The organism is Paenibacillus sp. LHD-117, from assembly GCF_030929555.1.
GTDB lineage: Bacteria > Bacillota > Bacilli > Paenibacillales > Paenibacillaceae > Pristimantibacillus.
Map to the genome: position 1 here is coordinate 1 of NZ_JAVFVT010000027.1, position 19,615 is coordinate 19,615.

Genomic DNA, 19,615 nt, shown 5'->3' on the forward strand with positions numbered 1-19,615 from the left:
CCAGCTTCCTTCAGATTCTACCTCGCGATAGACACCCTTGCTCTTGGCTAACGGTAGGCGTTCGCCAGCCCCCGTTCGGGACTCTCACCCTAGAGATGACGCCCATGCTGGGCGTACATAAATTCAAAAACCGCCGTCCTGTTGACGGCGGTTTTTTCGTATCATTGTTACGGCGTTGCCGATTCGGCGAGCTTCATCGCGTCTTCGGCCGACAGGTTGCCGACGATGCCATATTGAACGCCGTCCGACATCCAATACAATTCGACGAGCTCGGGCTGTTCGAACACATAGCCGTCGGCCCCACCTACTTGCGTCGGCGAAAACAATTCTTGCGGGAAGACGGCCGGCATGCGACTGGTGCTGAAGGTAACCGTCTTCTCGCCCGAATTATAAGTGAAGAGCACATCCCTTGCCGGTTCGCCTTCCAAGCCTACCGCCGCCATCTCTGAAAGCGCAAAGCCCTCCGGTACGAAGCTTGGCACAAGCAGGCCCTCTCCAAAGGCAGATCTCGCTTCTTCCACGGAGGCAAGCGAGGTCGTGACCAGCTGAGACAGCTCCGAACCGACGGTTCCTTCGTTCGTCGGCGGCACGCTGTCGATCGGATATTCACCGGGAGCAGATGGTTGCTGGAGCCCCGCGATCAGGATAACAGCCGCAACCAATGCCGCCGCCGCTCCCATGATCCACGATTTCGGGAGCGCGAATCGGCGTCCCCCTGTCTCCGCTGCCGCTTGCTGGCGAATCTTTTGTTTCACTTGTTCGCTTAACTCCATTCGTGTAAACAAGATATCATCCGATTCCTTTTGAATCTTATGATGCATATTACGATCGATGTCCTGCATCGGTACGTTCCTCCTTTTTCATTTCCCGGGCTAACGCTTCGCGTGCGCGGTGCAGTCTGTTTCGAACGGTTCCTTCGGGTGAAGATGTCGCTTCCGCGATCTCCCGAGTTCCAAGGTCCAAATAATAATACAGATATAAGGCTTCTTGGTACGGCAAGGGCAAACGAAGCAAATGCTGCAACACTTCGCTTTTCTCCAGTTTTTCAATCGCCTCATCCTCGACGCTGATTGTTCTTCCCCGCTCGATTCGACTAAGGTCGGCCGGTTGCTCCGAGAACATTCGTGCGCCCATCTTGTCTCTGCATACGTTGACGGTGATCGCCGTCAACCAGGTTTTGATGCTGCTGTCTCCCCTGAACGAAGTCCACTTGCGATAAGCGCGCAGGAATACTTCCTGGCTCATATCCTCCGCAAGATGCCGATCGCCTGTATAGAAATAAGCGGTTCGCATGACGATGGCGCCGAATTTATCCATGAGCTGTTCAAGGGCTTCCACGGGATCTTTCGAATAGTTTTCATTGGTTTTCAAGCCGGCCGGCTTCACGAGATAACCACCTCCACCCTATTAGACGGTCTATGTGCGCGATCCGCTGCAACAGGAACGAAAAAAATCCTTTGCTGCCGGCGCTCAGCAAAGGATTTGCTCATCTCTCGTTACCTCAGTCATTCGGACAAGTGCCCGCGGCCTCCAAGTGGCCGGAACGCTCAATCTTGGTTTGCAAATATTTTTCGTTATATTCCGAGACATTGCCCCAAAGCGGAACCCTTTCCGATACATCCATACCGGAGTTTTTGAGCGCATCTAATTTTTTGGGATTATTCGTGATCAGCGTAACCGGTTTTGTCCGAAGCGATTTTAACACTTGAATGGCATCACCGTAGTTTCGGGCATCGTCAGCGAAACCAAGCTTCAAATTGGCTTCTACGGTATCGTAGCCGTTTTCTTGCAGAACATAAGCCATAGCTTTGCTGAACAAACCAATACCTCGCCCTTCGTGATTGGCGAGATAGAATAAGGCGCCAGTGCCGTGATTAACGATCATCTTCAAAGATTGCTCCAATTGGAATCCGCAGTCGCATCGCTTGCTGCCGAATATATCTCCCGTATGGCAGATGGAATGCATCCGAATCAGCGCTTCCTCGTGATTGAGGAAATCCCCGTACACCAAAACGCTGGATTGCTGCATCTCGGCTAAATTAATGGAAGTTAATTTCTCGACGATCCGTTCGAAATCTTCGGTGACTTCTTTGCACTGCAGCCAACAATACCATTGAAACGTGACGGTTGCGCCATCCAAGCTCATCGGCAACTGAATAGGTCCAACAAGGTATAGAGCTTTCCCTTCGCTTTGTATGAGTTTAATTTTTTTCTCCAAAATCGAAATGACTTTCTCTTGCAGAACAGACATGCGAAGGTCTCCTTTAAGATTCATCTTGTCATTAAATCTTTCCTCAAGGAATGCTGCCATATACAATCCTAAGGCAATTATAACCTATTAATGTCATATAACAAGTCCGCTGAAAACCATTAAGGCATTTATCGCCCAATGCCAAATCAAGACCGGGACAATGCTTTTTGATTGAACCGTAATGCCTCCGAAATACACACCGCCTACCGCAAAGGCTGCGCAAATCCACCAAGAATAACCCAGGGAATAATGTTGTAATCCAAAACCAACGCTCGTTAAGATAACGCCCCATTTATCGCCCCATTGCTCCGAGAATCGACTAAGAAGTGCTCCTCGCCAAATGATCTCCTCAAGCAAGTTCGCAATTGAGAAAACGATCGCAAATAACCAAACTTCTTGGAAATGATCCAAGCCTTTAAGGATGACAAGCGGCATAAAAGAAAATAGGACGACGGTTAACGATATGAACAAAAAATAATGGACTTTCGTTTGGCGAAAGCCCGACCAAATAAACGGGATGCCGATCCGCTCGTTCCAATGCGGTCTCATCCAATAGTTCATAAATGGTAAACGATAGGCAAGGGATAAAACAAGGAGCGGAATCAATATAACGATCAGCGACAATCTGTTTAAAACGATATGCCACTCTTTCGGATTCAATTCCGTGATCAAACGCGAGTTTACTTGCAAATATAAAAAAAATCCGATTCCCAAACAGAAGGTTGTAATCAGAAATGGTCTCAATTGCTTATTGATGTAGAGCAAACAGGCACAAACTCCCCATAAACCGATCAGCAGATAGTCATTCAATTGTAGAAACACGATGAGCGATCCGAACAAAAGCAAGGATGTAATTTTCCCCAGGAAGCCGACCTGCAGCATCGATCACCCTCCTCACAGTTTCCTGCTATACTTATATGCCGCTTTGTAGCTTTGGGGTGGACGTTAGCGGAATTACTCCGGACATTATGCATGTACCCATATGATCGAGGATACCCAAACATATACTGAATTATCGTGAAAGGCAACTAGAATAAGGGATGTGGGAATGTTTTGGATATGAAAAAAATGGGATTTTTAGATAGAGCGATATTCATACTTGGTTTAACATTAGCGGGTGTCATCGCGTTCGTTCTTGTAGCCGGGGTCATTGTGGCCATGTTGAAGCTCTATTTGGAAAGCAAGCCTCGAAGGGTTAAAGTAAATGCCGTTACCATGCGGAACGAAAAAGCGACGGCGAAAAGGGAGAAAGATTCGGAAGATCGACGATCAACGGAGCGTGAAGAATTGCCAGACAACACTGATCCGGACAATTCCGGAACCTAACAAGGCGCTTCATCAGTCCATTTTGAGAGGAGGTGAAGCGTATGGCATCGGATCATAAAGACAGCTCCAAAATATTCGACGATATCAAACGCGAGTTTCTTCATTTCGCGAACGGCTATGCATCGGCTGTGAAAAGCGGCGCGAATGCAGCCGGAAAACAGCTTATTGAAGCTTTGGTGGATTTGGATCAACCATCCAATATCCCTGCGGGAAAACTAATGGCTGCCGTGAAAACCGGCGTTCAGCACGCTGGCGAACAAATCATTAAGTCGGGAATGGAATACTTTCATCAGACGAAAAAAAATAATTCGAAAGACTAGAAAAAAAGGGCCGCTCCCCAGATTCGATCGATCTGGGAAGCAGTCGTTTTTTTTATTATGCTTCAACCGATCGACTCGTCTTCCTGTTTGCGTTTTACCGATTTGCTATTAAGCTTCTCGAGGCGCTCTTGCTCCTTTAGCTGTTCTTTTTCTTCTTTCAGTTTCCGCTTCTCTTCGTTCTTCAGTTCTTTGGCTTTTTCTTTCTCTTCTTCCTTCGATAGCTTTTCAGCTTGTTTTTGCTCTTCCGTCATTTTGTTTCTCACGCTAATTCCTCCTTCCTTATGAATTAAACACCTGATTCAAACGATGACTTGGAATTGCCGGATTATAATATTCAAGCATTTGAATCCCCGGGACAAGTCCGAAATAGATGACGTATTTCTTGTAGGGAACTTGATCGCGAAGCTCGGGAAAGCGGAGCGCGATCGGCTTTTGGAACAAATCGACGGCAGCTTCCCCGCTTATAGCCCCTGTATCTACGACTTTCCTCAACGATTCCAAACCAATGGAGCTGATTGCTTTGCCAATGCCTTCTTGTTTGTGCGCGATCTTCTCGAATAAAGCTGGCGGCACGTTCTTCGAATGGACGAGCGCGATATTGTGCGATACGATAAGTCCGCTTCTATCGCCGATCAAGATCGATTCTCTCATATAATAAGGAGCGCTGGAGGAACGGCCATGAAACTCGCCTTGCTCTTCATTCAATCGTTCTTGTTTAATGACGGAGACGAGCAACTTTTCATCCAACATGGTTTCGAGCAGATCCGTGGTTCGTCCATCCGTAACCAGCAGCATGTCGAATATCAAGTTGTACAAAAAATCCAATTTCTCTTCCACATCCGGCCTCCTATCCATGATACAAGCCTGAATCGCGGAGTCCCTTCCAGAATGCATGGAATTCGTCGACGTTGATCTGCTGCTTCGCGTCGGAGAGCGCGTCTTGCGGATTCGGATGGACCTCGACCATGATGCCGTCGGCACCCGCGGCAAGAGCGGCTTTCGCGCAGGCAAGCAGGATATCCTTGCGACCGGTGGAATGGGTGACATCCACGAGAACCGGAAGATGGGTCTCTTGTTTCAATATCGGGATGGCGGATATATCGAGCGTATTCCGAGTCCACTTCTCAAAGGTTCTTATCCCGCGCTCGATCAACATCACTTGATCGTTTCCGTTGTATATCAAATATTCGGCAGCCAATATAAACTCCTCGAGCGTTGCGGAAAGCCCGCGTTTCAACAGCACCGGTTTCTTGGACCGGCCGACCGCTTTCAGCAATTCGAAGTTCTGCATATTTCGGGCGCCGATCTGAAAAATATCGATATAGGGGGCCGCCATATCGATCTGTTCAGGACTCATGATTTCGCTGATCGTCACCATTCCGACTTCATCGGCGATTTCTTTCATGATTTTCAAGCCCTCTAATCCAAGCCCTTGAAAATCATACGGGGAAGTTCTAGGTTTGAACGCGCCTCCGCGCAAGACCGTAACGCCTTCTTGCTTCATCGCTTTTGCAACCGTCAGAAGTTGATCTCTGGATTCTATGGAGCAAGGACCGGCAATCAAGACATGCGAGGAGCCTCCGATTGCGGCTTGCTTGACATGGATAACCGTGTCCTCGTTTTTGGATTGGCGGCTGACTAGGAGCTTGCGTTCGGTTGCCGCATCCTTTTTTCCTTCTGGGCTCATGCTGACACTCTCCTTTTCTCTCAAATGATTGTCGTCCTATCCTTTTTTTTGAATATAGATCGGTTTGGTCGACGGAACGTTGTTCACGAGCCCAACGCGATCCAGCAGCATGGCGTTGTCCATGATCTCGACGGTGACGGGAACTTGCAGCGTATCGGATAATACGGATCCGATATCCGCCGCCGACCAGTTGCCGGAATTATGCGAATCAAGAAGAAAACGCAGTCCGTTCTCTTGTTCCAACACCTTCCAAGCATCGGGAACGGGAGATAATGCATATACGGCTTCTTGAATGTCATAGGCGTCCAAGACGGCTCTGCCGATTCGGATTCGATCCTTGTGTCTTCCGTAATGCTGCAGCTTTCCCGCCTTTCGTCCGCATGAACAGTCGGAAGGTTCGATCGCGATAATATCTTCATTAAAATATCTCAGCAGCGGGGATCCTTGATGGGAAAGCGTTGTAATGGCCGCAAACCCCCTCTCCCCTTGCGCAACCGGACCTGAACCGTCTTCGTTCAGCGCTTCTACGATAAAATCCCGTTCCACGATATGCATCGAGCCGAATTCGCACATGGCAGCGATATTCGCGGTTTCGGTCGATCCGTACATGTTGAATACGGGTACGCCCCAAAGCCTTTCGATATGGCTCCTTCGTTTGTCGCTCATCAATTCGCCGGCAACGCAAATCGCTCGCAGCGCGGGGAAATCGTTGTTCGAAGCTGTTCCAAGCAATCGCGCGGTTTCGGCAAGCAGCTCCATCTCGCGAGGGAGCCCCGCGATCACGGTGACGCGAAGCCGTTTCATCAGATCCAGCACCCTGGGGTACGGCGTAACGACGGTTCGTCCGCTCGCGGGTACGACCCCGGCTCCGGACTGCCATGCGGCTTGCTGCATCAAGAAAGCCGGAAGCGCCATCGCGTAAGGAAATCGAATCAACACAAGATCATCTGCCGCGAGACGAACGCCGCATTCCTCCAGTTGTTTCCCTCCGACTCTCAAATCTTCTTGCGTAAACCAGGAAGCGGAGGGCTCTCCGGTCGTGCCGGTCGATTCGAAGTACTGGGCTACCTTCTTCATTTCGACGGCAAGGTGGCCGAAGGTGCCGGCTTTCCGGAGATCTTCTTTTGTCGTCAGCGGCATGGTTTCCATGCGGTCCAAACTGATGTGTTCCGGTTCATAGCCCGATAATTTCGCCTTATAAAGAGGAGAATGGGCAAGGCGTGCGAACAAATCTTTGAACTGCCCCTCCCGCTCTCTATGGTTGTTCATTTATGCACCTCCTCTCGGCATGAGGCTGGACTAACTGAGGATTCGGGTTGCTTTGCCGAAGGTACGTGGGATATCGCGCCTGATGTCTACTTCGCACTCGATTCCGATCCGATCAGCCATATGCTGTCGGACTTTCTCGGCTAATTGCTCGTCGCTCAATGTCGTCCGGAACGGCTCTGCTTCGATCATTAATTTCCCTTCATTAAGCTTGAGGTGATACCACATGCCCACATCCGGAACTTCCATCAGGAATTGTTCTAACAAGAACGGAGAGTATTCCTCGCCTCCCAGGTTCAGAATGCTCTCCATCCTGCCTCTCAGATGCAACACGTCCATCGTGATCCCGCAATCGCAATTGGAGCTTTGCAAATATCCGATATCCCCCGTGCGGTATCGCACCATGGGCATCCCTTCGCGCAGAAGCGTCGTGACGACGATTTCGCCAATTTTGCCGTAAGGCAGTTTTTCCTGCGTATCGGGATGAATGATTTCTACTTTCACATGCCCTTCCATCACGTGATACCCTTTGTGTTTGCTGCATTCGACGGCGACGACCCCGCATTCGGTCGATCCGTAGAAGAACGACACTTCGCATCCCCACCATTTTTCCAGACGCTCTCGGAAGGAATGGGAGCAGCCTTCTCCGGTAAGCACGATTTTTTTCAAACGGATATCTTCGCCGATTTTGATCCCGCACTTCTCGCTTTCTTCCGCCAAGAGCGCCGCGTAGGATGGAGTCGTAGCCAGAACCGTTGCCTGGAACTCCTTCATTAATTCCAAGGACTTGTCGACGGGCGCCATGTAGCCGCCTTTGCCAAGCGACAGGACCGCCGTTCCAAACGCAAATTGAAACAACCGCTGAAATCCTAATCCGGGCAGGGCAAATTCATATGGAAGCGCGACCGCAGCCACATCCACATCGGACTCCTTAAACAATTCCAAGTACTTTGGCAACAAATCGTAAACATATTGATCGGCTAACGTGTAGGAGGTATAGATCGGTTTGCCCGAAGTTCCGCTCGTGAGGTGAACCTGCCCGATTTCTTTCGGCTCTACGCACAAAATCTTTTGTTTATCTCCCCGAATCACGTTTTTATTCAACAGCGGTATGGACGATAGCTGCTCCAAACTATCGATTTTCGGCGTCTGAAATCCGTTTTCTTCCAGCTTTGAACGATAGTATTCATTCCGGTTCCAGATATGATTTAGCGTTGCGTTGATCGCTTTCAATTGATAGTCTTCTATTTTTTGCCTCGGCAATTTTTCTATCGTTTTATTTTCGTCATCCAATTGTTTGAAAAAATCTTTGAATTGTTCCAAATGGGACGTATGGTCATCCATGGAAACCGTCATTTTATGGGTTTGCAATTTCATGAAAATCCTCCAATCCAATGTCGATTAGTCGTTAAGCCCGCAGTCTTCGTTGCTTGGTTGCGCGCGAAGCGGTACCTCCTTCCTAATTCCTTTAATAAGAAATGCAACGATTGATAGACTTGACTCGGACAAAGGTACATTTTGAAAAAAGTAAGTCTATTATCCAATCGAAAAATGAAAGACTCACATATGGTATCTAGGACATAGCGTTCGATAACAGGAAAGATAGAGTAGAGAAACTCGGCTTTCAGGGGGATCGCGAAGCTGAATACTCGAGTGAAGGAGGTTGGTGGAAATGGCAATGGACAGCTACCGCGAGAACCTGCTCAAGGAAGCGAAACAACTCCATAGCAATGGCATCGAAGGGGACAAGAAAGCGGTGATGAGCGCATACGAAAAGCTTCTAACGCTTCGCGGTCTTGAGCCGAATAACGCGGTCATCGAGGCCTATTACGGCAGTTCGCTGGCACTCTTGGCACGCGATGCCGTTAAGCTCTTGGAGAAAGAGGAAAAGGCGCGAACAGGTTTGGACGCCCTTAATCGGGCCGTTGCGCTCGATCCTAACCATAAAGAAATACGATTATTGCGCGCTAACGTTTGTCTGCGGCTGCCGGATTCTTATTTTCAATCCGCGCAAACGGCGATCGATGATTTTTCCTTCCTGCTTGCAAGAAATCAAGCCAAAGCTGATTTTTTAACACAGAAACAAGTCCGGGAAATTTTGACGAAGCTGAGCAAGGCTTACCAAATTGCCGGAAAACCGGATAAGGCGCAACAAGTCCTGCAGCGACTCGCGAAGCTAAAGCCGTAGGAAAAAAAATAACGATTTTCAGAAGGGAAGGAACTCTTTGTGTTAAACCTAGTCACTCAGGAAACGGCTTCTTCCGATGCGTTTAATCAAAGACTCAATCAAGCCGTCCTGCTGCATTTGGAAGGCGTAGACGGCGACGCAGCCGCTGTTCAGGAGGCAAACCGGCTGTTGCAGCAACTGCGCGTCGACTATCCGGGACACCCTCTCGTTGACGCGTATTATGGCAGCACATTGATATTGATCGCACGGGATAAAACGAAGCAGTTGGAAAAGCTGAAATGGTCGTTTAACGGTTTGAAGTTTCTGGATAAAGCGGTAGCCGACGATCCGAAGGACGGCATGATTCGGCTGCTTCGCGGCAAGAACGCGTACCATCTGCCAGAGAAACATTTCCATCGCACGCAGACGGTGATCGAGGATTACACCTTTCTGCTCAGTCAGCAGAAGGCCGAAGGAAACATGCTCGGAGCGGACGACTATGCGCAAATCACCTATGAACTCGGAGAAGCTTACGCGAGAATCGGCCGGAACCAAGATGCGATCACAAGCTGGAGAAGGTTGGATAGTCAAACCGTCAAACCGGAATTGCAGCAGCTCTATAAACAAAGGCAGCGAGCTCTTGAAGGCAAACCGGCAATCGAAACCGTCATAGAAGAGAGCCCAACTTCGTTGTTGCTCGAAGCTACCCGGTCGGTCGGCAACGCGCTAGTGGATTGGTCGGGAGAGGGGATCAAAAAAGGAAGAAAAGAAAGACAGAAGCAGAAATTAAAAGAAATCGAAAGATTAAAAGAAGTGGAAAAAGCAAAAGCAAAGCAGAAAAAAAATGAAAAACATAAGCCGAAGGAAAAAGAAAAAGAAAAAGAAACGCCAAAAGCCAAGAAAAAAGAAGCACGTCCGACACAAATCAAGATCGTTAAAGTGAAGCGCTAATGTAAGAAGCGCGGGGCTTTCTCCGGCATCCGGATTTTGGGAAGGAGGTGATATTCATGTCTGATAAGTTTGCTAAGCTCATTAAGAAAGAGGTGCTGCCTGTAGTTGAATCCGCATTGAAAAGCGGCGCTAACAATTTCGGCAGAGAACTTCTAAACGCGGTGGAAGATGGCAACCAACCGTCCGATATCGTATTCGGCAATATCGTGTCGGCGTTGCGCAGCGGCGTTATCGCTACTGGCCAACAAGTTGTGAAAGAACGGCTCCAAAAACTTTAAGTAACAAGGTGAAACGGCTAACGCCGAGAAAGCCCTAAACCCGATGAAGGTTTAGGGCTTTTTCGCTTCCGATTAACCGAGCATGGCCGCTTGCCGTTTGTATTGATCTTCCAATACCAAACAGGCCATCGCCTCAACAACCGGCACGATTCTTGGACAAATGCATGGATCGTGCCTCCCTTCCGTCTTGATCACTTGTTCTTCTCCTTTGACGTTGACCGTATGCTGAGGGACGGAAATAGACGATGTCGGTTTTACGACGATCCGGAATACGATCTCCTGTCCGGTGCTGATTCCGCCGATGATTCCGCCCGAATGGTTGCTAAGAAAGCCGCTGCCGCTCATCTCGTCATTATGCTCGCTTCCGAGCATGGAAGCCGCCGCGAAGCCAGTTCCGAATTCGATTCCCTTCACGGCGCCGATTGACAGCATCGCTTTCGCCAGCTCGGCATCCAATTTATCGAATACCGGTTCTCCAAGACCCGGTACAACGCCGCGAATCCGGCATTCTACGATGCCTCCGCAGCTGTCGCCGACCGAAGCTAGCTGCTCGATTTTTTGGACCATCTGAACTGCCGCAATCGGATCGCAGGCGCGGACCGCGTTCTGCTCGATACTCTCTTCATCGAACGTTTGACACTTGATCCCGCCGATCTCCCGCGTATATGCGAGCACCTGCACGCCCCGCTTCTCCAACAGCTTTCTCGCTACGGCGCCTCCCGCTACTCTGCCTGCCGTTTCTCTTCCCGACGACCGCCCGCTCCCCCGATAATCGCGAATGCCGTATTTCTGCAAATACGTAAAATCCGCATGGCCTGGCCGAAACGCGTTTTGGATATCGTTGTAAGCCTCCGATCTCATATCGTGGTTGTGAAGAATGACAAACAGCGGGGTTCCGGTTGTCTTCCCCTCGAATACGCCGGATAAGATGTGGACGATATCATATTCCTTGCGAGGCGAAGTTACGGAGGATTGGCCGGGTTTCCTTCTGTCCATCTGCTTCTGAATATAGGCTTCATCGATTTCGACGCCTGGCGTTACTCCATCCACGATAACGCCAACCGCCGCGCCATGGGACTCGCCAAAGGTTGTAATCTTAAACATATCGCCGAACGTATTGCCTGCCATTGTCGTTCACCTCTTTGTTAGATTGCTATATTCTATTATATGGAGCTGCTAGATAATAAGTTATCGGTTGAATGTCATGAGAAAAAGCAGTCGGCAACCGACTGCTTTATCTCGTATCGCTTTTCGTTCTCCTCAGTCTCTCAGCTCCCGCAGCACATCTTGCAGGAACGCCCAAGTGCGCTCTACGGACGAAATCGACAAATGCTCCTGCGGCGTATGGATCTCGTACAGATTCGGACCGTAGGAGACAGCGTCAAGATCGGGCATTTTTTCGATCAGCACGCCGCATTCGAGGCCGGCATGAATCGCCTTGATTTCAATCGGACTGCCGAATTGGCGCTCGTAAACGTCTTCGAAGACGGGGCGAAGCTTGGAGGCCTCGCGGTACGGCCAACCAGGGAAGTAGCTGTCCTTACGGAAGGCGCATTCAACCGTCTGCGCGAGCGTTTCCATCATTTGGGTTACGAGATCGACCTGAGAACGATGAGAGCTGCGCGCCAAACTCTGCATGACGACCTCCTCCCCGCTTGTCGTGACGACACCGAGGTTGGATGAGGTGCGAACCAAATTCGGGATCGCCTTGTCCATGCTTAACACGCCGTTCGGGATGAGCGCCAAGAGACGAATAACGGCAGATTGCGTTTCGGCTGCGAACACCCTTACCGGGTCCGGAGCAACGGCTCCGCCATAGGTATCGAAGCCTTCTTGCAGCTGGACAATGACTCCATTATCGTTCGCGGAGAACTGTTCCCGCAGGATGACATTCAGCTCCGCTATGCGAGTTGTCGCGACCTCTTTCTCCTCGGCACTCAGGTATACCGCCGCCTCCGCTTCGCGCGGAATCGCATTGGCTTTCATCCCACCGTTCACGCCGGCAAGGGCGAAGTTCACATGGCGCCGGAGGTCGTCGAGGATTCGGCCCAGCAATTTATTGGCATTCCCGCGCTCATGGATAATATCGTCGCCGGAATGACCGCCTTTCAAGCCTTGCACGGTAATCGTATACGGCTCCCCCGACTCCTCTCCCCGCTCCCGCCACGCGACAGTAACCGTATGGTAGAGATTGATGCCTCCGGCACTGCTGACGAACAAGATGCCTTCGCGGTCGGAGTCGAAGTTGATCATCATGCGGCCTTTAAGCGGCGAGACGTCGATACCGAATGCGCCTCCCATGCTGGTCTCTTCTTCCGTCGTCATCAGAATCTCGAGTTCCGGATGGGCCATCTCGGGCGAATCGATAATGGCCATCGCCGTCGCGACCGCGATGCCATTATCCGCGCCGAGGGTCGTGCCTTGCGCGTAGATCATGTCGCCAACGATGTTGAACCGGATCGGATCCCGCGTAAAATCATGTTCGGTTCCTTTGTTTTTCTCACAGACCATATCCAGATGGCCTTGGAAAATAACCGGCTTAGCCGCCTCGTATCCTGCCGCCGCAGGTTTCCGAATGATCAAATTTGCTCGGTCGTCCTGCACGACCGAGCAATTCCGTTGCCGCGCGAACTCCGCGACGTAATCACTTACCGCCTTCTCGTTGCCTGAGCCGCGGGGAATTTTGGACAGCTCCTCAAAATGCCGTAATACTTTGCAATTGCCTTTATATACGTTCGTTGTCCTATCGCTCATAGTTGTTTCTCCTTAATTATGGAATGCTGGTCGTGTTGATAGTTTAACATACCTAACCGGACTAATTCCAAAGGATGTATGCTGGTTATGCGTTCGCCGATTCGTTGGAATTCGCCTGGCGACCTCTCCATCTCCGAATCGACACCAAGACGAACAACAGCGGGATGTACGCCAAGAACAGATAAAGTCCGATCTCTCCTAAAAAAACTTGAGCCTGCTCGATGTCGATCGGATTGCGAAGAGCGACGCAGCCAGCGAATGCGCCCGCTCCAGTCAACCATAACGCGTAGCTCCCCTTCAGCCTGACTGTCTTTTTTAATATACGAGTTCCACACCAGATCATGAGCGAACACATGGGAAGAACGACCACCAGCCAAGTGAACACGTAAATATAATCGAAGCGCTCCAAGAACGGAAGCCGGATAATTTTGGAGAGGATCAAAGTGGGCCAGACGGTGCCTTCGAGCTGATCCATGTTGAAATAGACGAAGGTGACCAATTCGATAATCAAATAGACTATTGTGGTATGAAGAATCGCGATATGCGCCCATTTCTGCGACCGTTCCCGGTTCTTGATATACGGGAAATAGATGAGCATGAATTCCGCTCCAAGGAATGTAAACAGCGATTGTCGGGCGGACTTGGCGAGTTCTGGCAGGTTATGGTCGAACATCGGAAGCAGGTTTTCCCAATGCGCGTAAGTCAGCGGGAAATAAAGCGTTAATAACAATGTCGAAGGAATGAAAATGCCGAAGAAACAAGCGCCAGCCACGACTCGGAAGCCACTACCCGCGATATATAGCGCTGTCAGCACGATGACGAGAGCCAACCCCCAGATGTAGGCGAAAGGGAATGCCCAAACTTGAATGATTTCGACGTATGCCCGAAGCTGGACGGCGATGGCAAGCACGGCATAGGCGTAGAAGGCGAGCGACAACGTGTTGCCGATCCACTTGCCGAACAGCTGCCTATGAAGCGATAGCAGATCGCCGTTCTCGGCGTAACCAAGAATCGAGAACATCATCCAGACGATGACATGCGCCAGCAGGCCGACCGCGATTAAGGATATCCACGCGTCTTGCTCTGCTCCTCCGGGGACATTTTGTTGAAAGCTAAGAACGCCGATTCCCGTTTGCGACTTGTGCAATACGATCCAGAGGAAAACCGGAGAAATCATCGCGCTTTCCTTCACTCTGCTGGCCATGCTCGTCCCTCCTTTCCCGTCATTCGCCGATGCCCGACTCGTTGAAGTTCATATGAACCTTCACCCGGAAGCGTATTTTTTCGTAATCGTTCTCATAAAAACGTTGTTCCTCCCAGCCCCTTGTGCGAGCACGGACCATATCGCCGATGCCGAGAGGATCGACGCCGTTTTGTTGAAACTTGTACAGCAGCTTTTCGAGTTCGCCTTCCATCTCTTTTTCGATGTTTTGGCGATAATTGGCGTAGCTTTCCTGCATTCGGATGCCTAAGCCTGACGGGAATCCTTTGACGCGGCCATCCAAACGCATCGCGACCGTCGCCTCTCGACCTTCCGGACCGTTCCGAAACCGAATTTTCCGGCTGCCGTGTGCAATTGTAAGCGTCAAGACTTCGTCTTTCTTCGGTACCGGCTTTTGGATGAAGAACTCTCCGTTCATGGCGATGCCATGGAGCAGCTTGAAGTAAGCCATTTCTTGTCCTTTCATAAGGAATGCGAGCTTATCCTTCCGAAATATGCCGATTCCGCCGATTTCCAAATTCCCGTCCTGGGTTTCAGATAAGTAAGGAACGATTGCGTCCCGTCCTTTGCCATAGAAGTCGTACAAAAACCGATGCATGTTCGTCGGCGTGAGATTACCGTTCGCGATATTCTGTTCGATCATGAAATGCGGAAGCTCGGACCCTTCTTTGTTCAAGTAAAAAGACAGACGCTCACGGGCCGAACCCGATCCGATCGCAATCAGCATCCTCGTACTGATCAACGGATCGCGGCACACTGTCTCCACGATGCCTTTGATGCCTTCCCTTGCCGTAGGTTCCCCGATGACAAGCAACTTCAGCTTTCCGGCCTGAATCGGAAGCGGCGATTGACGGTTCATGCTTTCCATGATCAGCAGCGGATCCTCACCGCTGCCTTGAAGAAGGTTCACCTTCGCTTTTCTCGTGAAATCCGGGAATAACGCCGTACCTTGATAACCCTGATCCCCCCGGTCGAGACCGAGGACCGTGACGATCCGGATTTCGTCAACGATTCGCTGCTTCATGCTTTGGCATCCGTTACAGGCAAGGACAAGAATAACGGAAGCGGCGAACGTCAAGAAGATCCGATTATTCCTCTTCATCCGGCGGCTCCTTCCTCGGGGTTGCGGGATTGAATCGAACCGTCGATAACGGACGGAGGAAGAAGGGACGTTTGCTCGTGAATTGAAAGGAAGCTCGTATGACGCTATCGCTCCAGTTGCCTCTGCGGAATGGGAATATAGGGACCAGGTACGGAGATCCAAACGATTTGAGCCGGAGCATATGTCCAAGCAGGAAAAAACATCCGATGACGATGCCGAAACCGCCTAAGAATGCGGCGAGCAATATGAACGGGAATCGCAGGAAACGAATCGTATTGGCCATCTTGAAGATCGGAGTCGTGAAGGACGCGAGCGCGGCCAACGCGACGATAATGAGCAGCACGTTGCTCGATAACGCAGCTTGGACGGACGCTTGCCCGATCACGATACCGCCTACGATGCCCAGCGTTTGGCCGATCTTGGATGGCAGTCGCGCGCCCGCCTCTCGCAGCAGCTCGATCGTCACCTCGAGGAAGATCACTTCGAGTACAGGAGGGAACGGCACATTGATTCGGGATAGAATAAGCGGTCCCAAGATCGAATCGGGCAAAACTTCGTAGTGAAACGTCAAGATCGCTACGTACAACGGTGAAGCGAAGATGGAAAAGGCAACGCTAAACAACCGGATGAGCCGGAAGAACGAACCGAGCAGCCAAGGCAAATAGTAGTCTTCCGGTGAAATGAAGAAGTCCAAAAACGTGGACGGACCCGTAAGCGCGTAGGGAGATCCGTTCGAAAATATCGCAACCTGGCCGGAACTTACCGCATAGGCGACACGGTCGACCCGCTCCGTCGTCAGAAATAAAGGAAATGGCGAGTTGGAATTATCCGATATAAGCTGATCGAGCAAAGAAGCATCGAAGACGATTTCGTAGTCGACGTCGCTCAGCCTCTGGCGGACCGTATTAATCAGCTCCGGGTTCGTGATGCCATCCAGATATGCGAAGCACACTCTCGTTCCGGATAAAGAACCGATGCGGAGTTCTTCGAACACAAGTTCGGGAATGGAGATCATTTTCCGCAGCAGGTTCACGTTAACGTCCAAATTTTCGACGAAGCCCACCTTCGGGCCAACGACGCTGAACTCATTCTCGGTGTCGTTATGCTGCCGATGACCGAGAGACGCGGCATGGGCTTGGATCAGCATGCCCCCCTCGGTATCTCCTTGAAGCTGGAGCAGCACAAAACCGTCCTCCAGCATCGTTTCGATCCGGGAAACGTCTTCCGACATGACGATCTGGGCGAACGGCAGACGCGCGCGGAGCTCATCGTAGGCAGCAAGCTGTCCTGCTTCCGCCATGCTTTGCAGCACGGGCAACAAGTCTCGGGTTACGATTTCCGGGATAATCCGCGTTGAATAATAACTGAGGCGCACGCGTTCATCTGGCTCTAAAGGATGGAACTGATGAAAGTCGAACGAACGCGATGCCAGCTCAAGCAGCTCCCTGAGCGTTTTCGGCTTGTTATTCGGCCTGCCGGGCCCGTTCGGATGCGTGTCGGCGGAGTCTCTGTTCGGCATGGCCAGGGTTACCTCCTCTCGTCAAACTTTCCAGTTCGCACCGTATTATTTGTCGATTGGACCGCGGATATGCAGCGCATGGGAACGATAGTCGATTGGCTGAACAAAGCAAAAAAGAGCCGCTTGCGCAGGCTCATCAAAGTAACGAGAGATCTCGTCAGGGAGCTCTCGATTTTGTTTACATAAATTAAATTATGTGAAGGATTTATTTGTAATGAGACACGGTTCTCGCTCCATGGATGTTGGCGAATGTTTCGACCGCGCGTTCGAGCCTGTTCCTCAGGCGGGCGGTTACTTTAATATGAGGCTCGATCTGCAGCAGCAGAACGTCGAGATGTTTTTCTTTATCGTTCAAGCGCGGGTCCATCCGTCCTATTAATCGGTCTCCGGCTAAAATCGGCATCGCATAATAACCGTACTTGCGCTTGATCGCCGGCGTATACATCTCCCATCGGTATTCGAAATCGAACAAATCGACGAGCCTCTTGCGGCTCCACAACAAGTTGTCCAGGGGCGGAAGGAAAGAGATCGCGGCATCGCCCTCTTTCCCCTCGTCTCTGATCGTATGCTGATGCGCCATGACTCGCTCCACATCCGACGATAACACGTAATAGAGCTGCTTCAGCCCTTCCACTTCAACTGGCGTAAGGACTCCCGAATTCACGTAACGCTCCACGGCATTCCGGCGCTCCGCGGCGTTTAGCCGCTGCCAGCCGAATCGCGGATCGCTTGGCTCGAATACCCGGTACGCGCGAAAATACTTGAGCATCATCAAGTGCTGTGCTTCCTCCGCGCTCATCTTCTCGGCTGCTTGCAGCAATTCGCCGGGAACGCTTCGATCGGTCACGTCGAACAGTCTCTGATTGCCTTCTCGCCCGACGATCCGAATCAATGCGGCATCGCTTAATAAATTGATGGCGTGAGAAGACGCTTTTGTTTTTGCTTTGACATTATCCCAATACCCGTGCACGCGTTCATTCGATTCGAACGCTTTGGCGGGCAAAGGCCCTTCTTTTCTCAACCTGTCAAGCACTTGCTCCGCGACCGTCCGCAGCTCTTCGATCGCGGAGGTAGTATGGTGGCGCATGCGCTCGCGCGCGGGTTCGAATAACGGGTAATCCTCCATCGGAATGACGCAAGCCGCGTTAGCGAAATATTCAAAGACCTCATGCTCCCGAAGCAGCTCGTTCAAGAGCCTCGGCTCATAGCCGGGAATTCTTGCCGCCAGCACGAGATGCTGGTTCGGACGGACGGCCGATACGGGATCGATCTGCACGCATTCAAGCCGGCCGATCACGTCCCTGACGAGTCTTTTTCCATTAAGCCCTTGATCCGTTAACGCCTTCCGCGGCTCAAGCAGCAGCTGCGTCTCCAATAAAAATCGTCTAAGCGCTCGTTTGGATACCTGTATCGCCATCATCCCAGCCTCCTATAGTTCAACGATCTTCGTCGCGATATGATTGCAAAATTCGCGGTCGTGCTCTACGAACAGAATCGTTGGCGCATATTCAAGCAACAAGGCTTCAATCTGCATGCGGGAGATGACGTCGATAAAGTTAAGCGGCTCATCCCAAATATGCAAATGGACTTGTTCGCACAAGTTTTTGGCGATCAGCACTTTTTTCTTCTGGCCGCCGCTAAAAGCCGAAATATCTTTTTCGAACTGCACCCTGGCAAAATCGAGTTTTCTCAAAATGGATTGAGTATGCTTGATTTTCCGGATCCGTTTTTGCCCGAAAGCGCGATTCGGTCGCCTTGTTCGATCGTAAAGCTAATGTTCCGGCAGACCGTCTTCTCGCCGTATTTGACGGAAACATGGTCAAGCTCGGCTAGCGTGTTTTTGTGATAAGCAAGCTGCGAAAGTTTCAGGCTGTCGGAGCTTTCGATATTTTTGAGCAGCTTCGACTTTTCATCCAAGGTGGCATGTTGTCTTTGCTCGATGGATTTGGATCTTTTCATCATTTTGGCAGCCTTGTGCCCGACATAACCTTTATCGACCTTGGAACCGGAATTTCTTGTCCCGTTTTTCGTTTTCTCTACTTCATCGGACCAGCCGCTCGTTCGTTTGGCCGCTTCCGACAACCGTTTGATGTCTTTTTTCAGCTTATCGTTCTCTGCAAGCTCGAAGTCGTCCTGCCGCTTTTTGTTTTCCCACCAATCGGAGAAATTGCCCTTTTGAATGTCGATGTTGGTCCGATTGATGGAAAGGATATGATCGACGCAGTTATCCAGGAACGACCGGTCGTGAGAAACCAGAATAAATCCGCTTTTGGTTTTGAGATAATCGCTGACGAGTTTTCTGGCCTGCATGTCAAGATGGTTGGTCGGTTCATCGATCAGCAAGAAATTGTTTTCTTTCAGGAACAACGCCGCCAGCAGCACTTTCGTCTGTTCCCCGTTCGACAACGAATCGAATGGCCGGTATAACGCGTCCTCGCCAACCTGCAGCAGCGTCAGCTCACGCATCAATTTCCAATGTTCGTAGTCAGGGAAAATCGCTTCGATGACGTCGATGGTCATACTCGCCTTATTCTCGACGGGAAAAGGGAAATAGTCGAAGTCGACCGCAGCGGAGATCGTTCCGCTGTATTCGTATTTGCCAAGCAACAAGTTTAGGAAGGTGGTCTTCCCCCTGCCGTTCCTTCCGGTAAAACCTAATTTCCAATCGGTGTCGATTTGGAAATTGACGTTTTCGAAGATGTTATCGTAGCTGCCGTCATAAGCAAACATAAGTTTCGAAACTTGAATTAATGACATAACCGATGTCCTCCT

At 50.6% G+C, this 19,615-nt stretch carries 20 protein-coding genes and 1 pseudogene; 5 read left to right on the plus strand and 16 right to left on the minus strand.

Annotated features, from left to right (window positions below; genetic code table 11):
* Window positions 1-167: 167 nt before the first annotated feature.
* The 4 genes from RB620_RS19790 to RB620_RS19805 all read right to left on the minus strand — a co-directional run bounded on the left by RB620_RS19790 (window position 168) and on the right by RB620_RS19805 (window position 3,133).
* A complete protein-coding gene (locus RB620_RS19790; protein WP_308097294.1) occupies window positions 168-842 on the minus strand; it encodes a DUF4367 domain-containing protein in 675 nt (224 codons plus the stop codon).
* Complete coding sequence (locus RB620_RS19795) at window positions 823-1,386, minus strand: sigma-70 family RNA polymerase sigma factor (RefSeq protein WP_308097296.1); 564 nt, start codon at window positions 1,384-1,386, stop codon at window positions 823-825. The genes RB620_RS19790 and RB620_RS19795 overlap by 20 nt, the downstream gene beginning before the upstream one ends.
* 115 nt (window positions 1,387-1,501) lie before the next feature.
* A complete protein-coding gene (locus tag RB620_RS19800; protein WP_308097298.1) occupies window positions 1,502-2,251 on the minus strand; it encodes a GTP cyclohydrolase II in 750 nt (249 codons plus the stop codon).
* Between the two features lie 93 nt (window positions 2,252-2,344).
* Window positions 2,345-3,133, minus strand: a complete 789-nt coding sequence (locus RB620_RS19805) for a CPBP family intramembrane glutamic endopeptidase (RefSeq protein ID WP_308097300.1) — start codon at window positions 3,131-3,133, stop codon at window positions 2,345-2,347.
* Window positions 3,134-3,310: 177 nt separating this feature from the next.
* Between RB620_RS19805 and RB620_RS19810 the strand changes: the two genes are divergently transcribed.
* Entirely contained in the window at window positions 3,311-3,577 is a 267-nt protein-coding gene (locus RB620_RS19810) for a hypothetical protein (protein ID WP_308097480.1), read from the plus strand.
* Between the two features lie 41 nt (window positions 3,578-3,618).
* Entirely contained in the window at window positions 3,619-3,897 is a 279-nt protein-coding gene (locus tag RB620_RS19815) for a hypothetical protein (RefSeq protein ID WP_308097302.1), read from the plus strand.
* Between the two features lie 62 nt (window positions 3,898-3,959).
* Here RB620_RS19815 and RB620_RS19820 read toward each other — a convergent pair whose 3' ends face one another.
* Genes RB620_RS19820 through RB620_RS19840 form a run of 5 tightly spaced genes read right to left on the minus strand, consistent with a single transcriptional unit; the run spans window position 3,960 to window position 8,227 of the window.
* Complete coding sequence (locus RB620_RS19820) at window positions 3,960-4,160, minus strand: hypothetical protein (RefSeq protein ID WP_308097303.1); 201 nt, start codon at window positions 4,158-4,160, stop codon at window positions 3,960-3,962.
* 16 nt (window positions 4,161-4,176) lie between these two features.
* Window positions 4,177-4,734 carry a 4-hydroxybenzoate synthetase gene (locus RB620_RS19825; protein ID WP_308097305.1) on the minus strand — a complete coding sequence of 186 codons (558 nt, stop codon included), beginning with the start codon at window positions 4,732-4,734 and terminating at the stop codon, window positions 4,177-4,179.
* A gap of 10 nt (window positions 4,735-4,744) precedes the next feature.
* On the minus strand, window positions 4,745-5,584 hold the full coding sequence (locus tag RB620_RS19830; protein ID WP_308097306.1) for a bifunctional 3-deoxy-7-phosphoheptulonate synthase/chorismate mutase: 840 nt from the start codon (window positions 5,582-5,584) through the stop codon (window positions 4,745-4,747).
* 36 nt (window positions 5,585-5,620) lie between these two features.
* On the minus strand, window positions 5,621-6,853 hold the full coding sequence (locus RB620_RS19835) for a phenylacetate--CoA ligase family protein (protein WP_308097307.1): 1,233 nt from the start codon (window positions 6,851-6,853) through the stop codon (window positions 5,621-5,623).
* A 30-nt stretch (window positions 6,854-6,883) separates the two neighbouring features.
* Window positions 6,884-8,227, minus strand: coding sequence for a phenylacetate--CoA ligase family protein (locus RB620_RS19840; protein WP_308097309.1), 1,344 nt, complete (start codon window positions 8,225-8,227; stop codon window positions 6,884-6,886).
* A 295-nt stretch (window positions 8,228-8,522) separates the two neighbouring features.
* Between RB620_RS19840 and RB620_RS19845 the strand changes: the two genes are divergently transcribed.
* Genes RB620_RS19845 through RB620_RS19855 form a run of 3 tightly spaced genes read left to right on the plus strand, consistent with a single transcriptional unit; the run spans window position 8,523 to window position 10,246 of the window.
* The gene (locus tag RB620_RS19845) at window positions 8,523-9,038 is read left to right on the plus strand and encodes a hypothetical protein (RefSeq protein WP_308097311.1); all 516 of its coding nucleotides are present in this window, start codon (window positions 8,523-8,525) and stop codon (window positions 9,036-9,038) included.
* Window positions 9,039-9,077: 39 nt separating this feature from the next.
* The gene (locus RB620_RS19850) at window positions 9,078-9,968 is read left to right on the plus strand and encodes a hypothetical protein (protein WP_308097313.1); all 891 of its coding nucleotides are present in this window, start codon (window positions 9,078-9,080) and stop codon (window positions 9,966-9,968) included.
* 56 nt (window positions 9,969-10,024) lie between these two features.
* Window positions 10,025-10,246 (plus strand): hypothetical protein, encoded by a 222-nt coding sequence (locus RB620_RS19855; protein ID WP_308097315.1) that lies wholly within the window; start codon window positions 10,025-10,027, stop codon window positions 10,244-10,246.
* 72 nt (window positions 10,247-10,318) lie between these two features.
* On the opposite strand, the gene aroC is transcribed toward RB620_RS19855, so the two are convergent.
* From aroC to RB620_RS19890, 7 genes and pseudogenes are all read right to left on the minus strand, one after another.
* Complete coding sequence (aroC, locus tag RB620_RS19860) at window positions 10,319-11,374, minus strand: chorismate synthase (protein ID WP_308097317.1); 1,056 nt, start codon at window positions 11,372-11,374, stop codon at window positions 10,319-10,321.
* 132 nt (window positions 11,375-11,506) lie between these two features.
* The gene (locus RB620_RS19865) at window positions 11,507-13,000 is read right to left on the minus strand and encodes an aminoacyl-histidine dipeptidase (protein ID WP_308097319.1); all 1,494 of its coding nucleotides are present in this window, start codon (window positions 12,998-13,000) and stop codon (window positions 11,507-11,509) included.
* Window positions 13,001-13,085: 85 nt separating this feature from the next.
* Window positions 13,086-14,204, minus strand: coding sequence for a GerAB/ArcD/ProY family transporter (locus RB620_RS19870; RefSeq protein ID WP_308097320.1), 1,119 nt, complete (start codon window positions 14,202-14,204; stop codon window positions 13,086-13,088).
* Window positions 14,205-14,223: 19 nt separating this feature from the next.
* Window positions 14,224-15,324, minus strand: a complete 1,101-nt coding sequence (locus RB620_RS19875) for a Ger(x)C family spore germination protein (protein WP_308097321.1) — start codon at window positions 15,322-15,324, stop codon at window positions 14,224-14,226.
* Complete coding sequence (locus RB620_RS19880; RefSeq protein ID WP_308097323.1) at window positions 15,311-16,843, minus strand: spore germination protein; 1,533 nt, start codon at window positions 16,841-16,843, stop codon at window positions 15,311-15,313. Before RB620_RS19880 ends, RB620_RS19875 begins: the two co-directional genes overlap by 14 nt.
* Window positions 16,844-17,048: 205 nt before the next feature.
* The gene (locus tag RB620_RS19885; protein WP_308097324.1) at window positions 17,049-18,263 is read right to left on the minus strand and encodes a winged helix-turn-helix domain-containing protein; all 1,215 of its coding nucleotides are present in this window, start codon (window positions 18,261-18,263) and stop codon (window positions 17,049-17,051) included.
* A 9-nt stretch (window positions 18,264-18,272) separates the two neighbouring features.
* A pseudogene (locus RB620_RS19890) lies at window positions 18,273-19,600 on the minus strand (ATP-binding cassette domain-containing protein).
* Window positions 19,601-19,615: the final 15 nt, after the last annotated feature.